The organism is Oleisolibacter albus (assembly GCF_003336875.1).
Taxonomy (GTDB): Bacteria; Pseudomonadota; Alphaproteobacteria; order Azospirillales; family Azospirillaceae; genus Niveispirillum; species Niveispirillum album.
The window spans coordinates 92,193-114,134 of record NZ_QGNJ01000014.1; the positions used below are offsets into that span (position 1 = coordinate 92,193).

At 68.6% G+C, this 21,942-nt stretch carries 20 protein-coding genes; 11 read left to right on the top strand and 9 right to left on the bottom strand.

Going from position 1 to position 21,942, the window contains the following annotated elements:
- Positions 1 to 199: 199 nt before the first annotated feature.
- Genes cobS through DK368_RS17325 form a run of 3 tightly spaced genes read right to left on the bottom strand, consistent with a single transcriptional unit; the run spans position 200 to position 2,850 of the window.
- Complete coding sequence (cobS, locus tag DK368_RS17315) at positions 200 to 1,204, bottom strand: cobaltochelatase subunit CobS (protein ID WP_114395231.1); 1,005 nt, start codon at positions 1,202 to 1,204, stop codon at positions 200 to 202.
- Between the two features lie 45 nt (positions 1,205 to 1,249).
- Positions 1,250 to 1,828 (bottom strand): J domain-containing protein, encoded by a 579-nt coding sequence (locus DK368_RS17320; protein ID WP_114395232.1) that lies wholly within the window; start codon positions 1,826 to 1,828, stop codon positions 1,250 to 1,252.
- A 59-nt stretch (positions 1,829 to 1,887) separates the two neighbouring features.
- Positions 1,888 to 2,850 (bottom strand): DMT family transporter, encoded by a 963-nt coding sequence (locus tag DK368_RS17325; RefSeq protein ID WP_240002550.1) that lies wholly within the window; start codon positions 2,848 to 2,850, stop codon positions 1,888 to 1,890.
- A gap of 103 nt (positions 2,851 to 2,953) precedes the next feature.
- On the opposite strand from DK368_RS17325, the gene DK368_RS17330 reads away from it, so the two are divergent.
- Positions 2,954 to 3,244, top strand: coding sequence for a BolA family protein (locus DK368_RS17330; RefSeq protein WP_114395233.1), 291 nt, complete (start codon positions 2,954 to 2,956; stop codon positions 3,242 to 3,244).
- 149 nt (positions 3,245 to 3,393) lie between these two features.
- Complete coding sequence (locus DK368_RS17335) at positions 3,394 to 3,801, top strand: ribbon-helix-helix domain-containing protein (RefSeq protein ID WP_114395234.1); 408 nt, start codon at positions 3,394 to 3,396, stop codon at positions 3,799 to 3,801.
- On the opposite strand, the gene DK368_RS17340 is transcribed toward DK368_RS17335, so the two are convergent.
- The 6 genes from DK368_RS17340 to DK368_RS22325 form a co-directional block, all read right to left on the bottom strand.
- Positions 3,741 to 4,370 (bottom strand): DUF2889 domain-containing protein, encoded by a 630-nt coding sequence (locus tag DK368_RS17340; RefSeq protein ID WP_114395235.1) that lies wholly within the window; start codon positions 4,368 to 4,370, stop codon positions 3,741 to 3,743. The genes DK368_RS17335 and DK368_RS17340 overlap by 61 nt on opposite strands.
- 160 nt (positions 4,371 to 4,530) lie before the next feature.
- Positions 4,531 to 6,966, bottom strand: coding sequence for an ABC transporter permease (locus DK368_RS17345; RefSeq protein WP_114395236.1), 2,436 nt, complete (start codon positions 6,964 to 6,966; stop codon positions 4,531 to 4,533).
- A 48-nt stretch (positions 6,967 to 7,014) separates the two neighbouring features.
- Positions 7,015 to 9,504, bottom strand: a complete 2,490-nt coding sequence (locus DK368_RS17350; RefSeq protein ID WP_114395237.1) for an ABC transporter permease — start codon at positions 9,502 to 9,504, stop codon at positions 7,015 to 7,017.
- A gap of 29 nt (positions 9,505 to 9,533) precedes the next feature.
- Positions 9,534 to 10,214, bottom strand: coding sequence for an ABC transporter ATP-binding protein (locus DK368_RS17355; protein WP_114395238.1), 681 nt, complete (start codon positions 10,212 to 10,214; stop codon positions 9,534 to 9,536).
- An 87-nt stretch (positions 10,215 to 10,301) separates the two neighbouring features.
- Positions 10,302 to 11,564 carry an efflux RND transporter periplasmic adaptor subunit gene (locus tag DK368_RS17360; protein WP_114395239.1) on the bottom strand — a complete coding sequence of 421 codons (1,263 nt, stop codon included), beginning with the start codon at positions 11,562 to 11,564 and terminating at the stop codon, positions 10,302 to 10,304.
- A 26-nt stretch (positions 11,565 to 11,590) separates the two neighbouring features.
- Positions 11,591 to 11,725 (bottom strand): hypothetical protein, encoded by a 135-nt coding sequence (locus DK368_RS22325; protein ID WP_275668533.1) that lies wholly within the window; start codon positions 11,723 to 11,725, stop codon positions 11,591 to 11,593.
- Positions 11,726 to 12,091: 366 nt separating this feature from the next.
- On the opposite strand from DK368_RS22325, the gene DK368_RS17365 reads away from it, so the two are divergent.
- The 9 genes from DK368_RS17365 to DK368_RS17405 all read left to right on the top strand — a co-directional run bounded on the left by DK368_RS17365 (position 12,092) and on the right by DK368_RS17405 (position 21,938).
- Positions 12,092 to 13,504: a sigma-54-dependent transcriptional regulator gene (locus DK368_RS17365; RefSeq protein ID WP_114395240.1), complete on the top strand. Its 1,413-nt coding sequence runs from the start codon at positions 12,092 to 12,094 to the stop codon at positions 13,502 to 13,504.
- The gene (locus DK368_RS17370) at positions 13,494 to 14,843 is read left to right on the top strand and encodes a sensor histidine kinase (protein WP_114395241.1); all 1,350 of its coding nucleotides are present in this window, start codon (positions 13,494 to 13,496) and stop codon (positions 14,841 to 14,843) included. Before DK368_RS17365 ends, DK368_RS17370 begins: the two co-directional genes overlap by 11 nt.
- A gap of 222 nt (positions 14,844 to 15,065) precedes the next feature.
- A complete protein-coding gene (locus tag DK368_RS17375) occupies positions 15,066 to 15,833 on the top strand; it encodes an IclR family transcriptional regulator (protein WP_162306080.1) in 768 nt (255 codons plus the stop codon).
- A 70-nt stretch (positions 15,834 to 15,903) separates the two neighbouring features.
- Complete coding sequence (locus DK368_RS17380; RefSeq protein ID WP_114395243.1) at positions 15,904 to 16,674, top strand: IclR family transcriptional regulator domain-containing protein; 771 nt, start codon at positions 15,904 to 15,906, stop codon at positions 16,672 to 16,674.
- A gap of 738 nt (positions 16,675 to 17,412) precedes the next feature.
- Positions 17,413 to 17,760 (top strand): cupin domain-containing protein, encoded by a 348-nt coding sequence (locus DK368_RS17385; RefSeq protein WP_114395244.1) that lies wholly within the window; start codon positions 17,413 to 17,415, stop codon positions 17,758 to 17,760.
- Positions 17,757 to 18,557, top strand: coding sequence for an SDR family NAD(P)-dependent oxidoreductase (locus DK368_RS17390; RefSeq protein ID WP_114395245.1), 801 nt, complete (start codon positions 17,757 to 17,759; stop codon positions 18,555 to 18,557). The genes DK368_RS17385 and DK368_RS17390 overlap by 4 nt, the downstream gene beginning before the upstream one ends.
- A 3-nt stretch (positions 18,558 to 18,560) precedes the next feature.
- Positions 18,561 to 19,466, top strand: a complete 906-nt coding sequence (locus DK368_RS17395) for a 3-hydroxyacyl-CoA dehydrogenase family protein (protein ID WP_114395246.1) — start codon at positions 18,561 to 18,563, stop codon at positions 19,464 to 19,466.
- 151 nt (positions 19,467 to 19,617) lie between these two features.
- Entirely contained in the window at positions 19,618 to 20,442 is an 825-nt protein-coding gene (locus DK368_RS17400) for a beta-keto acid cleavage family enzyme (protein ID WP_114395247.1), read from the top strand.
- A gap of 311 nt (positions 20,443 to 20,753) precedes the next feature.
- Complete coding sequence (locus DK368_RS17405; protein ID WP_114395248.1) at positions 20,754 to 21,938, top strand: Re/Si-specific NAD(P)(+) transhydrogenase subunit alpha; 1,185 nt, start codon at positions 20,754 to 20,756, stop codon at positions 21,936 to 21,938.
- Positions 21,939 to 21,942 lie beyond the last annotated feature (4 nt).

A 21,942-nucleotide genomic window follows, 5' to 3' on the forward strand; every position in this document is an offset into this window, starting at 1 on the left:
ACCGCGCAGGCTGCGCCGATGACCGCCCCTGTGATGGCATCCTCCCTTGCCCAACGGGGCAAGGGAGGATGTCCGTGTTTGTCCGCTGTTCCTGTCCGCGTCGTCGGTGACCATCGATCCTGTCAGCCCGCGGTGTCATGTGGTGGGGTCGTGCGTGTCCGTGCGTGCCGCGGTCTTGTCGGAAGCCGGGCCTGCCCCCTTAGCCCATCGACATGGGCCCGCCGGTCTGGGGAAGGTCCTTGCCGAAGCAGCGCTGGAAGTACTCGGCCACGGTGGGGCGTTCGACCTCGTCGCACTTGTTGAAGAAGCTGAGCTTGAAGGCGAAGGCGAGGTCGCCGCCGAAGATCTCGGCATTCTGGGCCCAGGTGATGACGGTGCGCGGGCTCATCACCGTGCTGATGTCACCGGCGATGAAGCCGGAGCGGGTGAGGTCGGCCAGCCGCACCATGCTGGCGACCAGCCCGCGCTTCTCCTCGGTGTCGTAGCTCGGCACCTTGGCCAGGATGATGCGGGTCTCCTGGTCGTGGGGCAGATAGTTCAGGGTGGAGACGATGTTCCACCGGTCCATCTGGCCCTGGTTGATCTGCTGGGTGCCGTGATAGAGGCCGGTGGTGTCGCCCAGGCCGATGGTGTTGGCGGTGGCGAACAGGCGGAAGGCCGGATGCGGGCGGATGACCTTGTTCTGGTCCAGCAGGGTCAGCTTGCCCTCCACCTCCAGCACGCGCTGGATCACGAACATCACGTCCGGGCGGCCGGCGTCATATTCGTCGAAGACGATGGCGCAGGCATGCTGCAACGCCCAGGGCAGGATACCCTCGCGGTATTCCGTCACCTGCTTGCCGTCGCGCAGGACGATGGCGTCCTTGCCGATGAGGTCGATGCGGCTGATGTGGCTGTCCAGGTTGACGCGGATGCAGGGCCAGTTCAGCCGGGCCGCCACCTGCTCGATATGGGTCGACTTGCCGGTGCCGTGATAGCCCTGGATCATGACGCGGCGGTTGTAGGCGAAGCCGGCCAGGATGGCCATGGTCGTCTCGGGATCGAAACGATAGGCCCGGTCCACCTCCGGCACATGCTCCGACGGGGCGGAGAAGGCCGGCACCTTCATGTCGGTGTCGATGCCGAAGACATCGCGCGCCGAGACCGTGATGTCGGGCAATTCGTGGTGGGGGGCCGTGCTGCTGGTCGCCATATCCGCTGCCATCTATCCGTCTGCCTGCTGTCGTTCACGTCCGGGTGCCGCCGGTGCTTATCCCGGTCCGAAGCTGCCCTTCAGGGTGTTATAGGCCTGGTTGATCCGCTTCAACCGTTCTTCGGCCTCTTTGCTACCACCGTTCGCGTCCGGGTGGTGTTTTTTCGCCAATTGGCGGTAACGGGTCTTGACCGTGGCGAAGTCGCTGCCGGCGGGCAGGTCCAGCACGGCCAGCGCCTCCTCCTCCGGTGTGCGCGGCCGGGCGCGGGGGGGCTCCTGCGGGCGCTCCTCCCCCCAGTCGGCGCCGAAGGCGAAGCCGCCGGTGAACAGCTTGTCGCGCATGACCCGTTCGCGGGTGCGCCAGTTGCCCATGGGCCAGGTGGGGCGCTGCCAGGTGGTGTCGTGGCGGACGGCCCGCTCGATCTCGTCCTGGCTCATGCCGGCATAGAAGTCCCAGGACCGGTTGTATTCCCGCACATGCTCCAGGCAGAACCACCAATATTCATTGAGGGACTGCCGGCCCTTGGGCGCCCGGTATTCCCCGGATTCCGCGCAGCCCGGATGATCGCAGGCGCGCAGCGCGCCGCGCGGCTTTTCACGGAAGTCGAAGGAGAGATCGGGCTTGTTCCTGTGCATCGTCGGAGTATGGGGGGGCGCCGGGCCGGAGGCAAGGCGGCGGGAGATGAAGGTTCGGTTCAGCGACGGCGGTCGGCCAGTGCCACCAGCACCAGACCGCCGGCGATCAGGCCGAGGCCCGACAGGTTCGACAGGGTCAGCGCCTCGCCCAGCCACCAGCTGCTGACCAGCAGGCCGACCATGGGGGAGGCCAGGGTCGACAGCGACATGGTGATGGCCGGCAGCGCCCGGTTGACGCTGACCACCGCCCAAAAGCAGAAGGCCGTGGCGATGGGGCCGTTGTAGAGCAGGCAGCCCAGCAGCGATCCGGTCCAGTGGACCTCCCGCACATCCTCCAGCAGCAGCGCCGCCGGCAGCAGCACCGCCACGGCCACCAGCATCTGCCAGGGCGCCAGCGACAGCGGCGTGCCCTCCCAGCGGTGGCCGCGCACCTGGACCATGTTGATGGCCCAGGCCAGCGCCGCCAGCAGCAGCAGGCCGTTGCCCAGCAGCACCTGCGGATCGGTCCAGTCGAAGGCCGCCGGGTTGAACAGCACGGCCACGCCGGCCAGCCCCAGGACCAGACCGCCGGCCTTCAGCCGCGTCAGCCGCTCGCCCAGGACCACCACGGCCATGGGCACGACCCAGAGCGGCGTGGTGTAGGACAGGATGGCCGAGCGGCCGGCGGGCACATGCTGCAGGGCGATGCTGATGCAGAGCAGGAAGGTGGCCATCTGCAGCAGTCCGACCCAGATGACGATGGGCCGGTCATGGCGCGAGGGCAGGCGCAACTGGCCCGCGGCGGCGGCCACGATGAACATGGTGACCATGCCCAGGATCATGCGGCTGGCGGCAAAGGACACGGGCGGCATGTCCCGCAGCGCCGTCTTCATGACCGGCCAGTTGCCGCCCCAGAGCAGCACCACCAGTCCCAGCAGGATCACGGCGGCGGCGCGGCCCAAGGGGGCCGACGCTGGCGGGATGGCCGCCGTCGTCTCCGCTGTGCGGGCGGCGGCGGGCGAAACGGGGCTGGCATCGGGCATGGACTGTCTCTACTTGTGGAGCTGGCAGTTAAGCGCCGGATGGCCGCAAGGCGGGACGCTTCATCTGCAGGTCTGTCCCCCTCCCGCGACAAGGGAACCGCCGATGTCCTATGCCGCCCGTATCGAAACGAAACTGACCGAGGCCCTGGCCCCCACCCGCCTGCGCGTCAAGGACGTCTCCCACCGCCATGCCGGCCATGCCGGCGCCCATGCCGCGGGCGAGACGCATTTCATCGTCGAGGTTGTCTCCGCGGCCTTCGCGGGAAAGACGCCGGTGGCCCGGCAGCGGCTGGTCTATGACCTTCTGCGATCGGAGCTGGCGGAGCGGGTTCATGCATTGCAGCTGCGCACGCTGACCCCGGCCGAGGACACGGCGCGGGAATCCGCGCACTGACAGGGGATTCGGGGGGCGGCCGGGAGAGGGCGGTTGCGCGGAAAACGATTGAAAGAGTCATATAACTAGCATATCGATATATGCCGGGCCGGCCGGGTTTGGCCGGATGACCGATAATCGTGACACCGTGCAGGGAAGGAAGCCGCCTCATGCCGCCCCGTTCCAAACGCTTTTCCACCGAGGCCGCCCCCGGCGACAGCAGCCTGTCCATCCGCAATGTCACCGTGCTCGACCAGCGCACCAGCGTGCGGATGGAAGAGGAGATGTGGCAGGCGCTGCTGGATATCTGTGCCCGCGAGGGGCGCTCCGTCCACGAGGTCTGTTCGGAGATCGCCCGGCACAAGCCCGGTCCCGCCTCGCTGACGGCGGCGATCCGCGTGTTCCTGCTGGCCTACTACCGCACGGCGGCCACGCCCGAGGGACACCGGCAGGCCGGGCACGGGGCGGGAGCCGATGTGGTGGCCGCCGTGTTCGCATCCGGCGGCGAGGACGGGGCCTATGCGTCCCGGCCGCTGGGGCGGCCGGTGGGGCCGGCCTCGTCACGCGGACCCGTGTAGAAGTCGGGCCAGGCCTGCTTCACCACCGGACTGTCGCTGGCGAAGCTGTGGCAGGTGTTCAGCAGCACCGGCCGGCGCTGCGGTGCGGGCGGTTCCCCCAGTGCCGCCGCCGCCTTGCGGCGGTCGCGCGCCTCGCGTTCCAGCACGGGGGCGATGGTCTGGAACGTGGTGGTGGCCACCGGCCCCAGCAGCTCCACCAGATGGGTGCAGCCCTCGATGCCGCCCAGCCGCTCTTTCACCGCGGCGGTCCAGCCGCTGGCGATGCGCAGGCCGACAAGGCGCTGGAAGTTCGGGGTGATGGCGGGGCACATGGCGAAGGGCGAGGCGTCGGTCACGGCGGCCACGGCCTGCACCACGAACTGGCTGTCCACGGTCAGCCTGATCCACATGTCGTGGACGAAGTCGCCCGGCGCCAGCCGGCCCCGCGCCTGGCTGTCGAAACCGTAGGTCTTCTGGTCGGTGATGTGGCCCTCGATGTCCCACAGCCCGTCGGTGCGCCGGTACCCGGTGCAGGTGACCGTGCGGGTGTGCAGATGCTCACGGGCGCAGTCGGGGGGAGGCAGGGGCATGGGCCGGGTCCTGTTGTCGCGGTCCTGCCGCGACAGCGGCGGGGATCGAGATGGAACTATCCATACCCTTTACGTAAACGTCAATAAGACCTTGGCTGGTAGAGGGGGAGCAGGGGGCGGCCCGTCCCGCCCGCCCCCTGCCGGTCATTCATGCTGCCGGTCATTCGTAGCGCAGGGCCGTCACCGGCTTCTGGGCGGCGACGCGGGCGGCATGGCCGGCCACGGTGATCCAGGCGATGAGCAGCGCCGCGGCACCGGCGGCCAGGAACAGGGCCGGGTTGAGGTCGATGCGGTAGGCGAAGCCTTCCAGCCACTGCGACAGGCCGATCCAGGCCAGGGGCCAGGCGATGAGGTTGGCCACCAGCACGGGCTGCGAGAACTGCCAGACCAGCAGGCGGACGATGTCGGGCACGCCGGCCCCCAGCACCTTGCGCACGCCGATCTCCTTGGTGCGCCGCTGGGCGGTGAAGGCGGCCAGTCCATAGAGCCCCAGGCAGGCGATGAGCACGGCCAGTCCGGCGAAGCCGCCGAACACGCGCGCCTGCCGCTGGTCGGCGGCATAGAGCTGGCCGATGCGGTCGTCGAGGAAGTGGCGGCGCAGCGGCACATCGGGCATCAGCGTGCGCCAGAGGCCGTCGATGCGCTCCAGCACGCCCGGCACGGCCCCGGCGGCCACCCGCACCAGCAGGGTTCCGGCTTCCTCCGGCGCGGCCAGATAGATGGTCGGCACCGTGGCGCTGCGGGCCGATTTGTACTGGAGATCGTCCACCACCCCGATGACGGTCAGGGCGATATCGCCGCCATCGGACGGATAGGTCAGCGTCCGGCCGATGGCCGCGTCGGCGTCGGGCCAGCCCAGCCGGCGCACCGCCGCCCGTGACAGCACCGTGGCGGCGGCGCGGCCCGTGACCGGGGCCGCACCGGGGACGTCCTGGGGCAGACGGTCGGTGGACCGGGCCTCATCAAAGCCGCGCCCGGCCAGGACGCGTGCGCGCAATGTTTCAAAATAGCCGAAATCCACCGGCTCCGTGCGGATGGTCACGTCCTTCCCCGTTTCCGGATCGACGAAGGTGGAGGTGCGCTCCGAACTGTCGGACGGGGCCCAGGGCGCACCGGCCACCGACAGCACGCCGGGATCGGCCCGCAGGCGGGTCTTCAGCGCCTCCAGCCGGGGAGCGACGCCGGGATTGTCCACCTCGCGCAGCAGCACGACATTCTCCTGGTCGAAGCCCAGCCGCTGGGTGCTGGCGAACCGGGTCTGCTCCCACACCACCAGCGTGGCCACCGACAGGCCGATGGCCACACTGAATTGCAGCACCACCAGCACCGCGCGCAGGCGGCTGCCGCCGACCATGCGGCCATTGCCCCGTAACACTTCCGCCGGACGGAAGCCGGACAGGACCAGGGCGGGATAGGCGCCGCCGGCCAATCCCAGCAGCAGCACCAGCCCGGCCGCCATGGCGGCCATGCCGCCCATGGTGTGGAAGGCCGGGTCCATGCGCATGTCGAGCGCAGTCAGGAAGGGCGGCAGCAACAGCTCGACCAGGGCCAGGGACAGCAGCCCGGCGAACAGGGTCAGCAGCAGCGATTCCCCCAGGAACTGGATCATGATCAGCCCGCGGCTGGCCCCCAGGGTCTTGCGCAGGGCGACTTCGCGCGCCCGCTGCGTGGCGCGGGCCGTGGCCAGATTGACGAAATTGATGGCGGCGATGGCCAGGATCACCCCGGCCAGGGCGGTCAGCCCGGCCAGCACGGCCAGGGGTGTGCCGTCCTCGCCCGGCAGCGGCCGCACATGCAGGTCGCGCAGGGCGTGCAGCGACAGGGCCACGCCGTCGCCGCGCTGTTCGGCATCGGCCTGGTCGGGACGGACCAGACGCAGGAAGTCGGGGAAGGCGCGGTCCAGGGCGGCGCCGTCCGTCCCCGGCTTCAGCAGCAGATAGACGTTGAGGAAGTTGGAGTTCCAGTTCTCCCGGTTGGCTGCGAACTGCCCGACCGGCGTGTCGATGGCGGTGAGAAACTCCGGTTGCAGCGTGGTGTTCGAGGGCGGGTCCAGCACGACCCCGGTCACCGTCAGCACCCGGCCACCGGCCAGTTCCAGGGGCCGGCCCAGGATGTCGGTGCGGCCATAGAGCTTTTCGGCCAGGCTGCGGCTCAGCACGGCGGTGTTGGGCTGCGCCAGCGCCGTCGCCGGGTCGCCGGCCAGGAACGGCATGGGAAACAGCTGGAAGAAGGCGGGATCGACCGCGGTCACCATCTGGTACAGGCTGTCGGCGCCGCGGCGCACGATCTCCCGCGTGCGGCCAACGCGGACCATCTGCTCCACCTCGGGGAAGTGGGCGGCGATGGCCGGCCCCATGGGCATGGACTGCGATGCCGTGGGTTCGGGTGCCCGCCCGGCCACCAGTTCGGTCCGGTCCAGCCGCCAGATGCAGCCGGCGTCGGGATACTGGCTGTCATAGGACAGTTCATGACGGACGAAGAGGGCGATCAGCAGCGCCGCCGTCAGTCCGGCCGCCAGCCCCAGCACATTGATGGCGGTATAGAGCCGGTGGCGCAGCAGGCTGCGGATCGCCACGATCAGCCAGTTCCTCAGCATTGTCCAATCTCCCTCTGCCGGCCGACGCGCGCCCGTCGGCCTTTGGCGTCATTCGTAGCGCAGCGCCGTCACCGGCCTGGCCTGGGCCACCCGGGCCGCATGCAGCCCCACCGTCAGCCAGGCGATGCCCAGCGCCGCCGCTCCGGCGCCGACGAACAGCACCGGGTCGAGGTCGATGCGGTAGGCGAAGCTCCGCAGCCAGTGTTCCAGCCCCCACCAGGCCAGTGGCCAGGCGATGAGGTTGGCCAGCAGCACCGGCTTGCTGAACTGCCAGACCAGCAGGCGGACGATGTCGGGCACCCCGGCCCCCAGCACCTTGCGCAGGCCGATCTCCTTGGTGCGCCGGGCCGCGGTGAAGCTGGCCAGCCCGAACAGCCCCAGACAGGCGATGATGATGGCCAGACCGGAGAAGGCGGCGAACATCTGGCTGGTCTTCTGTTCGCGCGCATAGAGGTCCTGCAGCCGCTCATCCAGGAACTGGCGCTGGATCGGCATGTCCGGGTACATCTCGCGCCACAGACGGTCGATGTCGGCCAGGGCCTCGCGTACCTGCCCGGCCTTGATCCGCACCACGGCGCTGTCGGACGGCGCATCGCTGACGAAGAAGTAGGAGGGGGCGATCTCCTCGTGGATGCTGCGGTAGTGGAAATCATCCACGACGCCGACGATGGTCAGGCGCAGGCTGGTGCCGTCGCCGCCGCCGGCCTCGAACACCTGGCCGATGGCGGCCTCGGCCGTGGCGAAGCCCAACCGCTGCACGCCGGCCACGTTCAGCAGCGCCGCCCCGGTCAGGGTGACCCGGTCCGATCCCGCGGGCCGCTGCTCGCCATTGCGCAGCCAGTCCGGCGTCACCATGCGGTCACCGCCGCGGTTGCGGTCGAAATCGCGGCCGGCGACGAGGCGCAGCCCCATGGTCCGGACATAGTCGAAGCCCACGCTGTCATTGCGCAGGATGATCATCTGGCTGGGGTCGCCGCCGGGCAGGCGGACATTGGTGTTGTTCTCATTCCCATCCCCCGGCACCAGATCGGTTTCGGCGGCGGCGGCCACATGCGGGTCGGCCCGCAGCGCATCGAGGAAGGCACCCTGGCGGTCGCGGATCTCACGCCGGCCGATGCCATCCAGCACCAGCAGATTCTCGCGGTCATAGCCCAGATCCTTGGTCTGGGCGAACAACAGCTGCCCATGCACCACGGCGGTGGCCACCATCAGCCCGATGGAGATGGCGAACTGCACCACCACCAGCGCGGTGCGCAGCCGGCCCGAGCCGCCACCGACACCACTGGACGCGCCCTTCAGCACGCGGGCCGGATTGAAGCCGGACAGGAAGAAGGCGGGATAGGCGCCGCCGGCCACCCCCACCAGCACGGCCAGGGCCAGCAACAGGCCCAGCAGCGACGGGTCGCTGTAATCGAAGGTCAGCGGCTTGCCCAGGAAGGCGGCGTAACCCGGCAGCACCAGCTCCACCAGGGCCAGGGCCAGCACCAGCCCGACCAGGGTCAGCAGCACCGACTCGCCGATGAACTGCATCACGATCTGACCGCGGCTGGCTCCCACCACCTTGCGCACGCTGACTTCGCGCGCCCGCTGGGTGGCACGGGCGGTGGCCAGGTTCATGAAATTGATGCTGGCGATGGCCAACACCAGCAGAGCCACGGCGGAGAAGGTGTAGATCTCGGCCAGGCTGGTGCCCGGCCGCATGTCGGACAGCAGCGGCTGGGTGTGGACGCTCGTCAGCGGCCGCAGCTCCGGGCGGAAGATATCGCCCAGGACGATGGGGCCGGTCGGGCTGTTGAAGGTGGGGGCCGTCTTCTTCATCCAGGCGTCGAGCCCGGCATTGAGGGCGGCCAGATCGGTGCCCGGCTTCAGCTGCACATAGGTCCAGCAGCAGATCGCGCCCCAGTTCTGTTCCTGCGCCTGCAGATTGCGACCGGACACCGAATTCACCGGCAGCAGGATGTCAATCTTGAACTGGGTGTTGCCGGGCAGGTCCTTCATCACGCCGGTGACATGGACGCTCTTGTTGTTGTCCACGCTCAGGGTTCGGCCCAGCACGTCGGTGGACTGGAAGTATTTCCGGGCCAGCGTCTCGGTCAGCACCACGCCGGACGGGTCATCCAGGGCCGTTTCCCGCGTGCCGGCCACGAAGGGGAAGTCGAAGATGCGCAGGAAATCCGTGTCGGCCAGCAGCATGTCCTCGAAGAACTGGACATCCCCCTGCTGCACGATGGAACGCTGCCGCACCAGCCGGGCCGCGGCCTCCACCTCGGGGTGATCCTGCTTGAAGGCGGCGGCGAAGGGCAGCATGGCCGCGGACGCATGGTCGGTGCTGCGCCCCGGCAGGGTGGCGTAGATCGTCACCTGGGCGATGCGGTCCGCCTTGCTGAAGAAACGGTCATAGGTCAGCTCGTGCCGGACGAACAGCAGGATCAGGATGCAAGCGGCCAGCCCCACGGCCAGACCGATGATGTTGATGGCGGAATAGAGCTTGTGCTTGACCAGATTGCGCAGGGCGACGGTCAGATAGCTGCGGAACATGAGGCCTCTCCCCCGGGTGGCGCGGACGATCAGGCCGCGCGCAGGTTCTCGGCGACCACCTGTCCGTCGAACAGGTTGATGATGCGGCGCGCATACTGGGCGTGCGGCATGGAGTGGGTGACCATGACGATGGTCGTTCCCTCGGCGTTCAGGCCGGTCAGCATGTGCATGACCTCGTCACCATTGGCGCTGTCCAGGTTGCCGGTGGGTTCGTCCGCCAGCAGCATGCGCGGCCGGGCCACCACGGCGCGGGCGATGGCGACGCGCTGCTGCTGACCGCCGGAGAGCTGTTGCGGCAGATGCCCCTCGCGGTGGCTGATCTTGACCTTCTCCAGCGCCTCCTTGACCCGCGCCTTGCGCTCGCGCGCCGGGATGTCGTGGTAGAGCAGCGCCAGCTCCACATTCTCGAACACCGTCAGCTCGTCGATGAGGTTGAAGCTCTGGAAGATGAAGCCGATGTTCTTCTTGCGGATGTCGGCCAGCTTGCGCTCGCCGTAGCGGGACACCTCCTCGCCGTTGAACCAGTATTCGCCGGATGTGGGCGTATCCAGCATGCCGACGATGTTCAGCAGCGAGGACTTGCCGCAGCCGGACGGCCCCATGACCGCCACGAATTCCCCGGTCTGGACATGGATGTTCACGCCGTTCAGGGCCGTGGTCTCCACCTCCTCGGTGCGGTAGGCCTTCACCAGATTGACGAGTTTCAGCATCGGTTTCGCGTCCTTATGTCCGGTTTTTCCTGGCCGCCCGTGCCGGGGCGGCGGTGCCTGTCCCTGTCCGCCACGTCCGTGTGGCGGTCACTGCAACTGGATGCGGTCCATGCGGACCATGTCGCCGTAGGCGGACGTGATGACCCGCTCCCCCTTGTCCAGCCCGCTGCGGACCTCGATGACCTGGGCGTTGCGCCGGCCGAGCTGGACCCGGCGCTTGCTGGCGTACTGCCCGTCGGGACCGACCACGAACAGCCAGTCGCCGCCCGTGTCCTGGAAGAAGGCCCCGTTGGGGATCAGCAGCGCCGTGGTGGTGGCGCCCAGCTTCAGGCGCAGCTGCAGCGTCTGACCCGGCCGGATGTCCTTCGGCCCGTCGCCCTGGAACTCCAGATCGACGCGGAACTGGCCGTCCCGCACCTGGGGGAAGATCTTGGCCACGGTCAGCACAAAGGGGCTGCCGCCGATCGCCACCTCCGCCGACTGGCCCTGGGACAGGCGCGGCAGATAGAATTCGTCCACCTGGGCCACGACCTTGAAGCCGTCCATGCGGTCGATGCGGCCCAGCCGCTCGCCCCGCTGCTTGTTCTGGCCGATCTCGGCCTCCAGCGCCGTCAGCTGTCCGTCCACGGGGGCCTTGACGATGAGGTTGTCCAGGTTGTGGCGGGTGAACTCCAGATTGTCCTGCAGCTTGGTCGTCGCCTCCTTCAGCTGGGCGAACTGCTCGCTGCGCAGCCGGTCGGTCACCTGCTGCTGTTCCTTCAGCACGGCCTGACGCCGCTTCTGGTATTCGTACTCGTCCTTTGTGTCGTCGAACTGGGCCTGGGACACGGCGTTGGTGCGCACCAGCGCCGTGCGGCGCTCCAGCGCGCGGCCCAGCTGGGTCAGGCGGTACTCCACCTCCACCAGCTCGCGCTGGTTCTCCAGGCGGGAGGTCTCCAGCCCCAGCTCCACCGTGCGCAGCTGGTTCAGCTGTTCGATCACCTGCGCCTCGCGCGAGATCACCTCCAGCTGCAGGTCGGTGTTGGACAGTTCCAGCAGCGGCTGCCCGGCCTTGACCATCTGCCCGGCCTCGACGAAGCGTTTCTCCACCCGGCCGCCCTCGACACTGTCCAGGAAGATGCTGGTCAGCGGCTCCACCGAGCCGCGCACGGGGATGAAATCCTCGAACGCGCCTTCGTTGACGGTGGAGATCACCAGCCGCTCCTGGGCGATGCGCACCGTGGCGCCGCCGCCATGATTGAGTGCCGCCACGCTGCCCGCGCCCACCAGCAGGGCCACCGCCGCCGCGGCCAGGATGCGGCCCTTGTGCTTGCGCCAGCCCGTTTTCTCGATGCGCCGGTCCATCGCCATCTCTGCCCCCTCCCGTGCCGCCGCGGTCAGATCAGCCGGCCCAGCCAGGGCAGGGCCACGGCCACCAGGGCGCCGGCCAGCCAGAGGTCGGGATTGGTCGCGACGATCCGGTCCAGCAGGCGGTCGCCCAGGGGTTGCGGCAGATGGCGGATGGCGGGCATGGCTCGGTCCTTCGTGTTGGCGCCGGGCCGGGTCCTGCGCAGGACGGCCCGATCGGTCCCTGATGGCCGGACAGCAACGCAAGGCGCGTGCCAGAGGCCGGAAACACCGGATTTCCTGGGGCCGCACAACCAGAACGACTGTCCGTCAGCGGACACTGTCCGGTATCGGACAGTCGAACCGGACAGTGCCGGCGCGCAAAGCCAGCCGTCACGCGCACGCCGGCGCCGGCCCTGCGCTGGCATTGCTCCTGCATGCGCCGGGATCGCGGGGGGCGTCCGGCGGCGTGCCGCCAAGGTTGGGCGTGCGCCGGCGCGGACGGCGCTGTACGATTCCGGACAATTGCCCAGTATGTGACGGGAGATCCCATGGAGACGGCCGGTCGTATCCTGATCGTCGATGACGACGCCGACATCCTGGTGGCCGCCCGGCTGCTGCTGAAGCGCGAGGGCATCGCCTGCCACACGGAGGCCCGGCCGGACCGTATTCCGCAGCTGCTGAAGGACGGCGGCTTCGACGCGGTGCTGCTGGACATGAACTTCGCCATCGGCGCCAACACCGGGCGCGAGGGCTTTGCCTGGCTGAAGCGCATCGCCGAGCAGGACCCGAGCCTGTCCATCGTGCTGATGACGGCCTATGGCGACGTCGGCACGGCGGTGGAGGCGATGAAGCAGGGGGCCGCCGATTTCGTGCTGAAGCCCTGGCAGAACGAGCGGCTGCTGGCCACCCTGCACGCCGCCATCCGCCTGACCCGCTCCCGCCGCCAGGCGCAGGCGCTGGACACCCGGTCCAAGGGGCTGGCGGCGGCGCTGGACGCCCCGCCCCAGGCGGTGATCGGCCTCTCCCCGGCCATGCAGCGCATCTTCACGCTGGTGGACCGGGCGGCCCCCACCGAGGCCAATGTGCTGATCCTGGGCGAGAACGGCACCGGCAAGGAGGTCATCGCCCGCGAGCTGCACCGCCGCTCCCGCCGGGCCGGACAGGTCTTCGTCTCCGTCGATCTGGGCGCGGTGCCGGAGACGCTGTTCGAGAGCGAGCTGTTCGGGCACCGCAAGGGCGCCTTCACCGATGCGCGCGACGACCGGGTGGGCCGGCTGGTCGCCGCCGATGGCGGCACCCTGTTCCTGGACGAGATCGGCAACCTGCCGCTGCATCTGCAGTCCAAGCTGCTGAGCGTGCTGGAACAGCGCCAGGTGGTGCCGGTGGGCGGCACCAGGCCGGTGCCCATCGATGTGCGCCTGATCAGCGCCACCAACATGCCGCCGGAGCAGCTGGCGCGCGAGGATGTGTTCCGGCAGGACCTGCTGTACCGCATCAACACGGTGGAACTGCGGCTGCCCCCCTTGCGCGACCGCGCCGAGGACATTCCGGCCCTGCTGGAGCATTTCATCGCCCTTTATGCCCGCAAGTACGGCATGGCCCCGAAGCCGGTGGAGCCGGACACGCTGCGGCGGCTGATGGCCTATCGCTGGCCCGGCAATGTGCGCGCCCTGCGCCATGCGGTGGAGCGGGCCATGATCCTGTCCGGCGGCGACGCGCTGGTGGCGGAGGATTTCTCCCTGCCCGCCGGCGCGCCCACGCCGGCCCCGCCGGTCACGGCCATGGGCAGCAGCGCGGCCGCTGCCGCCCTGGTGCTGGACACGCTGGATCTGGAGGCGGTGGAGCGCGAGGCCATCCGCAAGGCCCTGACCAAGCACCAGGGCAATATCAGCCACGCCGCCGCCGATCTGGGCATCACCCGCGCCAGCCTGTACCGCCGGATGGAAAAGCATGGGCTCTAAGCGTTTCGAGCTGGATGTCACCCTGCGCGTGGCCTTCCTGGCGCTGAGCGCCATGCTGCTGGGCGTGCTGCTGGTGGGGACCGACTACCGCGCCACCACGCTGCTGCTGGGGCTGGCCATCCTGGCCCAGGTGGGCGGGCTGCTGCGGCGGGTGACGGCCACCAACCGCGAGCTGGCGCGCTTCCTGACCGCCATCGCCCATTCCGACTTCAGCCAGACCTTTGCCCAGCGCGGCCGCGGCGGCGGCTTCGACGAGCTGGGGGAGGCCTTCACCGCCGTGGCCGAGCGCTTCCGCGCCACCCGGGCCGATACGGAGAAACAGGCCGATTACCTCAACGCCGTGCTGGAGCATGTGCCGGTGGCCCTGGCCGAGGTCTGGCCGGACGGGCGTGTGCGGCTGCTGAACAATGCCGGCCGCCGGCTGCTGGGGCCGGAGGACCTGACCCGGCGCAGCGCCGACGGTCGCAGCCTGGCCGAGGCGCTGCGCGAGCTGAAGCCCGGTGCCCGGCAGCTGCTGCGGGTGGCCCCCGGCCAGCATGGCGGCGCCCTGCAGCTGACCGTGGCGGCCACCCAGCTGACCCTGGCCGGCGAGCCGCGGCTGTTGGTGTCGCTGCAGAATATCGGGGCCGACCTGGACGCCACCGAGGTGCGGGCCTGGCAGGATCTGGTGCGGGTGCTGACCCACGAGATGATGAACAGCCTGACGCCGGTCGCCTCGCTGACGCGCACGGCCCGCGCCATGCTGGAGGATCTGCGCGACCGGGTCGCCGACCGCCCCGACCTCCGCGAGGAGGTGGCCGACGCCGAACAGGCCATCGACACGGTGGCCCGGCGCAGCGACGGGCTGCTGCGCTTCGTCGAGCGCTACCGCCAGTTCACCGCCGTGCCGCGGCCGCAGCTCCAGCGGCTGAGGCTGCGCGAGATGGTGGAGCGGCTGCAACGGCTGATGGGGCCGGCGCTGGCGGAGAAGGGGATCGTCTTCGAGGTGCTGATCCTGCCGCCGACGCTGGAACTGCTGGCCGATGCCGATCTGGTGGAGCAGACGCTGATCAACCTGATGAAGAACGCGGTGGAGGCCATGCAGGGCCAGCCGGAGCCGCGGCTGCGGCTGACGGCGCATCTGGACGAGACCGGGCGGGTGCTGGTGACCGTGGCCGATACCGGCCCCGGCATCCCGCCCGAGATCGCCGACAAGATCTTCGTGCCCTTCTTCACCACCAAGCGCGAGGGGTCGGGCGTCGGCCTGTCGCTGGCGCGGCAGGTCATGCTGGCCCATGGCGGCAGCATCAGCGCCGCGGCGGCGGAGGGCGGGGGCAGCGCCTTCACCCTGCGCTTCTGAGAGCGCGCGCCGGTGCCCGTGCGGTCTCCGGGGTCGCCTGCCGGCCTGCGAAGGTGGGCATCCAGGCCGGCCAGGGCACTGTCGCCCGCGATGCGGCAATTCTCACCGCATCGCGGTCTTGATCATGGCGGGTCAACAGGTTACCTGCATCAGGATGCGGGACTGCCGCCGGATGTGGGTGCGGACGATCCGGGGCCGAAAGACCAGGGCCGAAAGACGGGAATGGATACGGAACACAACAGAACACAGGACCGGGCGGGCATCCAGGTCATCGAACGGGCCGCCAAGGTGCTGAACGCGGTCGAGCGGTCGCCGGAGGGGCTGAGCCTGGGTGAGATCGCCAAGGAGGTGGATCTGGCCCGCTCGACGGTGCAGCGGATCGTGGCGGCGCTGACCGATGTCGGCTTCCTGATCGCCGCGTCCCCGTCGGCCCGCGTGCGGCTGGGGCCGGCCATCCTGCGGCTGGCGGCGTCGGCCGAGACCGATGTCAGCAAGACCCTGCATCCCATGCTGATCAGCCTCAGCAAGGAGACGGAGGAAACCGTCGATCTGGCCATGCATCGCGGCGCCGACATGGTGTTCATGGACCAGGTGCAGGGGCGCGGGCGCCTGGTGGCGATTTCTGCCGTGGGCGAGCGCTTTCCCGTGCATTGCACCGCCAATGGCAAGGCGGTGTTGTCGCTGATGCCGGACAACGAGGCCCGCGCCGTCATCGAGAAGAGCCTGCGTGCCCATCCCGATCATCCCGTCAAGGACATGAAGAAGCTGCTGGCGGAGATCGAGGAGGCCAAGGAAAGCCGGCTTGCCTATGACCGGGGCGAACACGCCCCCGACATCGGTGCCGTGGGCATCGCCATCTGCGACCCGTTCGGGCGCTATCTGGCGATCTCGATCCCGGCCCCCATCCGCCGCTTCTCGCAGAAGCAGCGGCTTTATGGCGAGCTGCTGCTGGAGTACCGCGCACGCATAACCAAGACCCTGAACTGCTGAGATCAGGGTGGGGGCAACGACCCCCGGACACAGGGATGGGACGCGCTTCGAAAAGACAGAAACGGAAGCGATGTCAGAGACGGAAGAGAACACCCGCCGCAGCGACGGCATCCAGGTCATTTCCCGCGCCGCCAACGTGCTGCGGTCGCTGCGCGACCGGCCCGAGGGCCTGAGTCTGGGCCAGATCGCCGAGCGCACCGGCCTGTCGCGCTCGACGGTGCAGCGCATCGTTGGCGCCCTGGTCGGGGAGGGGCTGCTGATGCCGGCCTCGCCGACCGGAGGCGTGCGCATCGGGCCCGAGATCGTGGCCCTGGCCGCCCACGCGCGCATCGACGTGGTCGAGGTGGCGCGCGACCATCTCAAGGAATTCGCCGAAACCACCGGCGAGACCATCAACCTGTCCGTCCTGCGCCAGAACCGGGTGGTCTTCCTGGACCAGATCGTGGGCACGCATCCCCTGCGCACCACCTTCCTGGTCGGGGAGGCGCTGCCGCTGCATTGCACGTCCAACGGCAAGGCCTGCCTGATGCTGCTGGAGGACAGTCGCGCCCGCCAATTGCTGCGGGGGGAACTGGAACGCTGCACCCCCAACAGCATCTGTGACGCCGACACGATCATGGCCCAGGTGCAGGACGCCCGGCGGACGCACCTGGCCTATAATTACGAAGAGCACTGCATCGGCATCTGCGGCATCGGCACCGCGTTCCAGGACAAGGCCGGCACCATCTATGCCCTGTCGTCGCCGTCGCCGGCGCAGCGCTTCACGGCCAAGCGGCAGGAGCTGGAGAGGGCCATCCTGGCCGCCCGGGACAAGGTGATGCGGGCACTGGGCACCCGCTGACCGGAGGGCCTTTCCCGCCCTGTCCCGCAGGGCGGGCCATCTCTTCTGGCCGGTCTGGAGCCAGACCGGTGCCGCAGACCGCCGAGTCACCGGCTGGCAAGCATTTTTTCGTGGATGTGATCCCGTCCTTCGGGCTGAGTCCGGCGGCCGTTTCCGGCCCGGCGGAGGCGCCATTGTGCGCCTGCACATGATCCTTCGATATCTGACATTCACGGGTATGGCTGCAGCCGAGGCCGCCGGTTCCGTCGGCAAGCCGGCCGCCTGATCCTGTGCTGGCGCCTGCACGGCCAAAGGCTTGCGCCACGGCAGGTCAGCGCCTGATTTGTCTGCCTGCCGCACCATCGTGACGGCAGAAATATTCGGCGTGCCTGCCGTTTCATCTTCGCCGCTGCAATGCAGCAAAGATCGGCGATGGTATACCGCAATGCAGTACATAAAAATCACTTTGCGGTACAATGACGCATTGTTTAATCGGACCGCATGATGGTACAACGTGACCGTATCGCGGTTGTCCTTGCCGGTGCCGGCGGTTTGAAACGCTGGTTGGGCATTGCAAATGGAGGACGCGGCCGGCATCGCCGGGCGCTGGCGCCAAGCCCTTCACTGGGAAAGATTGCCAAATAATACGAGATAAAGATCGAGTGCATCCACTCAAAGCTCGGTCTTGAGGTCGATGTATGTGGAGGACTCGTCTTTATAACGACTTTTCATCAATAATAATTAAGGAGTGTGCGTGCGATGCTTGTTCGACGCTTCAATGAGGTCGAGCCGTATACGGCTCCCAATCATTACGACATGCGCTCCCTGCGGCTGCAGGGTTTCGCCCCCAACGGACCGACCAAATTCTGGACGGGCCTGTCGCACTTCCTGCCCGGCGGCGGTGCCGGCCCGGACTCCTCTCCGCTGGAGAAGGTCTATGTGATCCTGTCCGGTGAGATGACCGTCCGCAGCGGCGGCCAGGAGGTCGTGCTCGGCCCGCTCGACAGCTGCTTCATCGGCCCCAACGAGGAGCGCGAGATCGTCAACCGCAGCAACGGCGTGACGACCATGCTGGTGGTCATGCCCTATCCGGACACTGCCAAATGACCGATTTCCTGAAAAATCCCCAGGCGCTCTTCTCCGTCAAGGACAAGGTCGCCATCGTCACCGGGGCCTCGGGTGCATTCGGCGCCCTGGCCGCGGAGATCCTGGCCGGTGCCGGCGCCAAGCTGGTGCTGGCCGCCGGCAAGCAGAGCGAACTGCAGGCCGTGGCCGACCGCTGCAAGGCGGCCGGTGCCGCGGTGGAGGCGGTCAATATCCGTCCGTCCACCGAGGACGCCTGCAACACGCTGGTGGACGCCGCGGTGAAGCGGTTCGGCCGGGTCGATATCCTGGTCGTGGCCTCGGGCAAGAACGACGTGGCCAAGATCACCGAGATGGAGCCGTCGCGCTTCCTCGACGTGATGGATGCCAACGTCACCCAGTCCTGGCTGCTGGCGCGGTCCGCCACCCGGCAGATGCTGAAGCAGGGCGACGGCGGCAAGATCGTGCTGATGTCGTCGGCCCGCGGGCTGCTGGGCCATCCGGCCGGCTATACTGCCTACTGCGCCTCGAAGTCGGCCGTGGACGGCATCACCAAGGCTCTGGGCTGCGAGCTGGGCGCCACCGGGATCACCGTCAACGCCATCGCCCCCACCGTGTTCCGGTCGGCCCTGACCGCCTGGATGTACGAGGACACCGACCGCGCCCGCGACGTGCGCAAGGGCTTCCTGGCCCGCGTGCCGAAAGGCCGGCTGGGTGAGCCGCAGGACCTGGCCGGTCCGCTGCTCTTCCTCGCTTCCGCGGCCTCGGACTTCTACACGGGCCACATCCTGTACGCCGACGGCGGTTATACCGCGGGGTAAATCATGACGAAGGAACGCATCGCCGTCATTGGCGGCGGCATGATGGGACAGGGCATCGCCCAGGTCTTCGCCGTCGCCGGACATCAGGTCCGGATCTGCGAACCGGATGCGGCACGCCGCGACGGCATCATCAACGCCATACGCAAGAATCTCGGTGACGGGCAGGCCGGCGCCGCCGACCGCATCAGCCCGTGCGCCGAGCTTGCGGAGACCGTCCGTGACGCCGATGCGGTCTTCGAGTGCGTGTTTGAAAATCTCGAGCTGAAACAATCCCTGTTCGCCCAGATCGAGGCGGCCTGTCCGCCGACCGCGCTGCTTGCCAGCAACACCTCGGTCATCCCCATCACCCGTATCGTCGAGCGGGTCAAGGGGCGGGCGCGGGCCATGGGAACCCACTGGTGGAATCCGCCGGATCTGGTCCCCCTGGTCGAGGTCATCCAGACCGACGGGTCCGGCGAAGCCGAGCTGGAGCACATGGTCGACCTGCTGCGGCGGGCGGGAAAGACACCCGTCCGCGTCAAGAAGGACGTGCCGGGCTTCGTCGGCAACCGGCTGCAGCACGCCCTTTGGCGTGAGGCCATCGCCCTGGTCCAGAACGGCGTCTGCGATGCCGAAACCGTCGATCTGGTCATCAAGGCCAGCTTCGGCCGGCGCCTGGCCGTGCTGGGGCCGCTGGAGAATGCCGATCTGGTCGGGACCGACCTGACGCTGGCCATCCATGAGCAGGTGCTGTTCGACCTGGACCGGACGGCGGAGCCGCTGCCCTATCTGCGTGAGCTGGTCGCTTCCGGCCGGCTGGGCATGAAGTCGGGCGAAGGGTTCCGCCGCTGGACGCCGGAACAGGCCGCCGCCCTGCGGGCCCGTGTGTCCGAACACCTGAAACGCCTGAACGCCGCCGAACGCGGCTGAACGGCTCCGGGGCGCTCTGTGCGTCCCGGGGAAGAGAACCCCCCTTGCGCCCGGGACGGGCGTGGTTGCGGACCCTGGAGGTCCGCCCGCGCCCCCGCCGGTCCCAAGGTCGAGCCCCAAGGTCAAGCCCCAAGGTTAAGGAGGTCTAGACATGGCCAAGACCATCATCACCGTTGCCCCCACCGGCGCCTGGCCGTCCAAGAAGGACAATCCCGCCATCCCCCTGACCCCGCGGGAGATCGCCGACGACGTCTATGAATGCTGGCAGGCCGGCGCCGCCGTGGCGCACCTGCATATGCGCGACGCCGAGGGTCGCGGCAGCATGGACAAGGGCCGGTTCATCGAAACCGTGGGCCTGATCCGCGAACGCTGCGACATCGTGCTGAATCTCACGACATCCGGTGATCTCAACGCCACCGATGAGACGCGCATGGCGCATCTGGTCGCGATCAAGCCGGAACTGGCCTCTTATGATGCCGGCACGATGAACTGGATGCACAAGACCCTGTTCGTCAATCATCCCGAGTTCCTGGAGAAGCTCGGCCGGACCATGATCGAGAACGGGGTGAAGCCCGAGATCGAGGTCTTCGACTCCGGCATGCTCTACAACGCCATCTATTACATCAAGCAGGGGGTCATCAAGGCCCCGGCCCACTTCCAGTTCGTGCTGGGCGCCCCCGGCGGCATGGCCGCCACCGTGGACAATCTGGTGTTCCTGAAGAATCTGCTGCCGGCCGAGGCCACCTGGTCGGCCCTGGGCATCGGTGCCAGCCACCTGCCCATCCTCTACGCGGCCCTGGCCATGGGCGGCCATGTCCGTGTCGGGCTGGAGGACAACGTCTTCTACTCCAAGGGGCGGCTGGCCAAGTCCAATGCCGAGCTGGTGTCCCGGACCGTCCGCATCATCCAGGAGATCGGGGAGGTCGCCACCCCGGCGGACGCCCGCGCCATCCTGAAGGTTCCGGCGCGGGTCTGAGCGGCGGCGGCCCCATGGCGTCAGGCCGGTGGCGGTAAGGAAATTCAGGCCTTGCCGTCCCAGCCCCCCGGACCCGTGTTCCGGGGTCCGCCACGGGACCGCTCTGCCGGACGCCTGCCGGGCACCCCGCCCGGCGGGCACCGCCCCGACGCGCTGCGGCGCGGTCCCGGACATTACCGCCGGGACAGGGGGCGGGGCAGGAACCGGAGCCGGGGGCGGCCGGCCATGAACGCCCGGCTTTGGACATTTTCCGGCTTTGGACATTTCAAGGAGGGGCCGCCCAGCGCGGTGGCCCGGAAGGGAATTGCGTCATGAAGATTTGTATTCCCAAGGAGCGGCGCCCGGGAGAACTCCGCGTGGCGGCGTCGCCCGAAACGGTGAAGAAACTGGTGGCGCTCGGGCTGGAGGTCGCGGTTGAACGCGGCGCCGGTGTGGGCGCCAGCATCACCGATGCAGCGTTCGAGGCGGCTGGCGCCGCCATTGTTGCCGACCCGGAAACGCTGTTGAAAACGGCTGATATCGTGCTGAAGGTCCAGCGCCCGCTGACCGCCGCCGACACGGCGGAGGGGGGGCTGGATGAACTGGCGGCGATGAAGCGCGGTGCCCTGCTGTTCGCGATCCTGAATCCGTATGGCAGCCGCGAGCTGGTTCCCGCCTATGCCGCGGCCGGCATCAACGCCTTCGCCATGGAATTCATGCCCCGCATCACCCGGGCCCAGGTCATGGACGTGCTGTCATCGCAGGCCAATCTGGCCGGTTACAAGGCGGTGGTGGATGCGGCCAGCGTCTATGGCCGCTCGCTGGCCATGATGATGACCGCCGCCGGCACCGTGCCGCCGGCCCGCGCCTTCATCATGGGTGTCGGCGTCGCCGGGTTGCAGGCCATCGCCACGGCCAAGCGTCTGGGCGCCATCGTCTCCGCCACCGACGTGCGTCCCGCCGTCAAGGAGCAGGTTCAGTCGCTGGGCGGCAGCTTCATCGCCGTCGAGAATGACGAGTTCAAGCAGGCGGAAACCGCCGGCGGCTACGCCAAGGAGATGTCCGACGACTACAAGCGCCAGCAGGCGGCGCTGGTGGCCGAGCACATCAAGAAGCAGGACATCGTCATCACCACGGCCCTGATCCCCGGCCGCAAGGCCCCGATCCTGGTGACGCGCGAGCATGTGGCCTCCATGCGGCCCGGCTCGGTCATCGTCGATCTGGCGGTGGAACAGGGCGGCAATGTCGACGGGTCGGCGCTGAACCAGATCGTCACCACCGACAACGGCGTGAAGATCGTGGGCTTCGGCAACTATGCCAGCCGCATCGCCGAGTCCGCCTCGCTGCTCTACGCCAAGAACCTGCTCGCCCTGCTTCAGGCTCTCCACGACAAGGAGAGCAAGAGCATCCGCCTCAACTGGGACGACGAGATCGTGAAGGCCATCGCGCTGACCCGCGACGGGGCCGTCGTGCATCCCGCGTTCGCGGACCCGGTCCGCCAGGCCCCGACGGCCTGAGGAG

Coding starts and splice junctions, on each gene's coding strand:
- cobS (WP_114395231.1), bottom strand. CDS start 1,204: ATGGCAGCGGATATGGCGACCAGCAGCACGGCCCCCCACCACGAATTG.
- DK368_RS17320 (WP_114395232.1), bottom strand. CDS start 1,828: ATGCACAGGAACAAGCCCGATCTCTCCTTCGACTTCCGTGAAAAGCCG.
- DK368_RS17325 (WP_240002550.1), bottom strand. CDS start 2,850: ATGCCCGATGCCAGCCCCGTTTCGCCCGCCGCCGCCCGCACAGCGGAG.
- DK368_RS17330 (WP_114395233.1), top strand. CDS start 2,954: ATGTCCTATGCCGCCCGTATCGAAACGAAACTGACCGAGGCCCTGGCC.
- DK368_RS17335 (WP_114395234.1), top strand. CDS start 3,394: ATGCCGCCCCGTTCCAAACGCTTTTCCACCGAGGCCGCCCCCGGCGAC.
- DK368_RS17340 (WP_114395235.1), bottom strand. CDS start 4,370: ATGCCCCTGCCTCCCCCCGACTGCGCCCGTGAGCATCTGCACACCCGC.
- DK368_RS17345 (WP_114395236.1), bottom strand. CDS start 6,966: ATGCTGAGGAACTGGCTGATCGTGGCGATCCGCAGCCTGCTGCGCCAC.
- DK368_RS17350 (WP_114395237.1), bottom strand. CDS start 9,504: ATGTTCCGCAGCTATCTGACCGTCGCCCTGCGCAATCTGGTCAAGCAC.
- DK368_RS17355 (WP_114395238.1), bottom strand. CDS start 10,214: ATGCTGAAACTCGTCAATCTGGTGAAGGCCTACCGCACCGAGGAGGTG.
- DK368_RS17360 (WP_114395239.1), bottom strand. CDS start 11,564: ATGGCGATGGACCGGCGCATCGAGAAAACGGGCTGGCGCAAGCACAAG.
- DK368_RS22325 (WP_275668533.1), bottom strand. CDS start 11,725: ATGCCCGCCATCCGCCATCTGCCGCAACCCCTGGGCGACCGCCTGCTG.
- DK368_RS17365 (WP_114395240.1), top strand. CDS start 12,092: ATGGAGACGGCCGGTCGTATCCTGATCGTCGATGACGACGCCGACATC.
- DK368_RS17370 (WP_114395241.1), top strand. CDS start 13,494: ATGGGCTCTAAGCGTTTCGAGCTGGATGTCACCCTGCGCGTGGCCTTC.
- DK368_RS17375 (WP_162306080.1), top strand. CDS start 15,066: ATGGATACGGAACACAACAGAACACAGGACCGGGCGGGCATCCAGGTC.
- DK368_RS17380 (WP_114395243.1), top strand. CDS start 15,904: ATGTCAGAGACGGAAGAGAACACCCGCCGCAGCGACGGCATCCAGGTC.
- DK368_RS17385 (WP_114395244.1), top strand. CDS start 17,413: ATGCTTGTTCGACGCTTCAATGAGGTCGAGCCGTATACGGCTCCCAAT.
- DK368_RS17390 (WP_114395245.1), top strand. CDS start 17,757: ATGACCGATTTCCTGAAAAATCCCCAGGCGCTCTTCTCCGTCAAGGAC.
- DK368_RS17395 (WP_114395246.1), top strand. CDS start 18,561: ATGACGAAGGAACGCATCGCCGTCATTGGCGGCGGCATGATGGGACAG.
- DK368_RS17400 (WP_114395247.1), top strand. CDS start 19,618: ATGGCCAAGACCATCATCACCGTTGCCCCCACCGGCGCCTGGCCGTCC.
- DK368_RS17405 (WP_114395248.1), top strand. CDS start 20,754: ATGAAGATTTGTATTCCCAAGGAGCGGCGCCCGGGAGAACTCCGCGTG.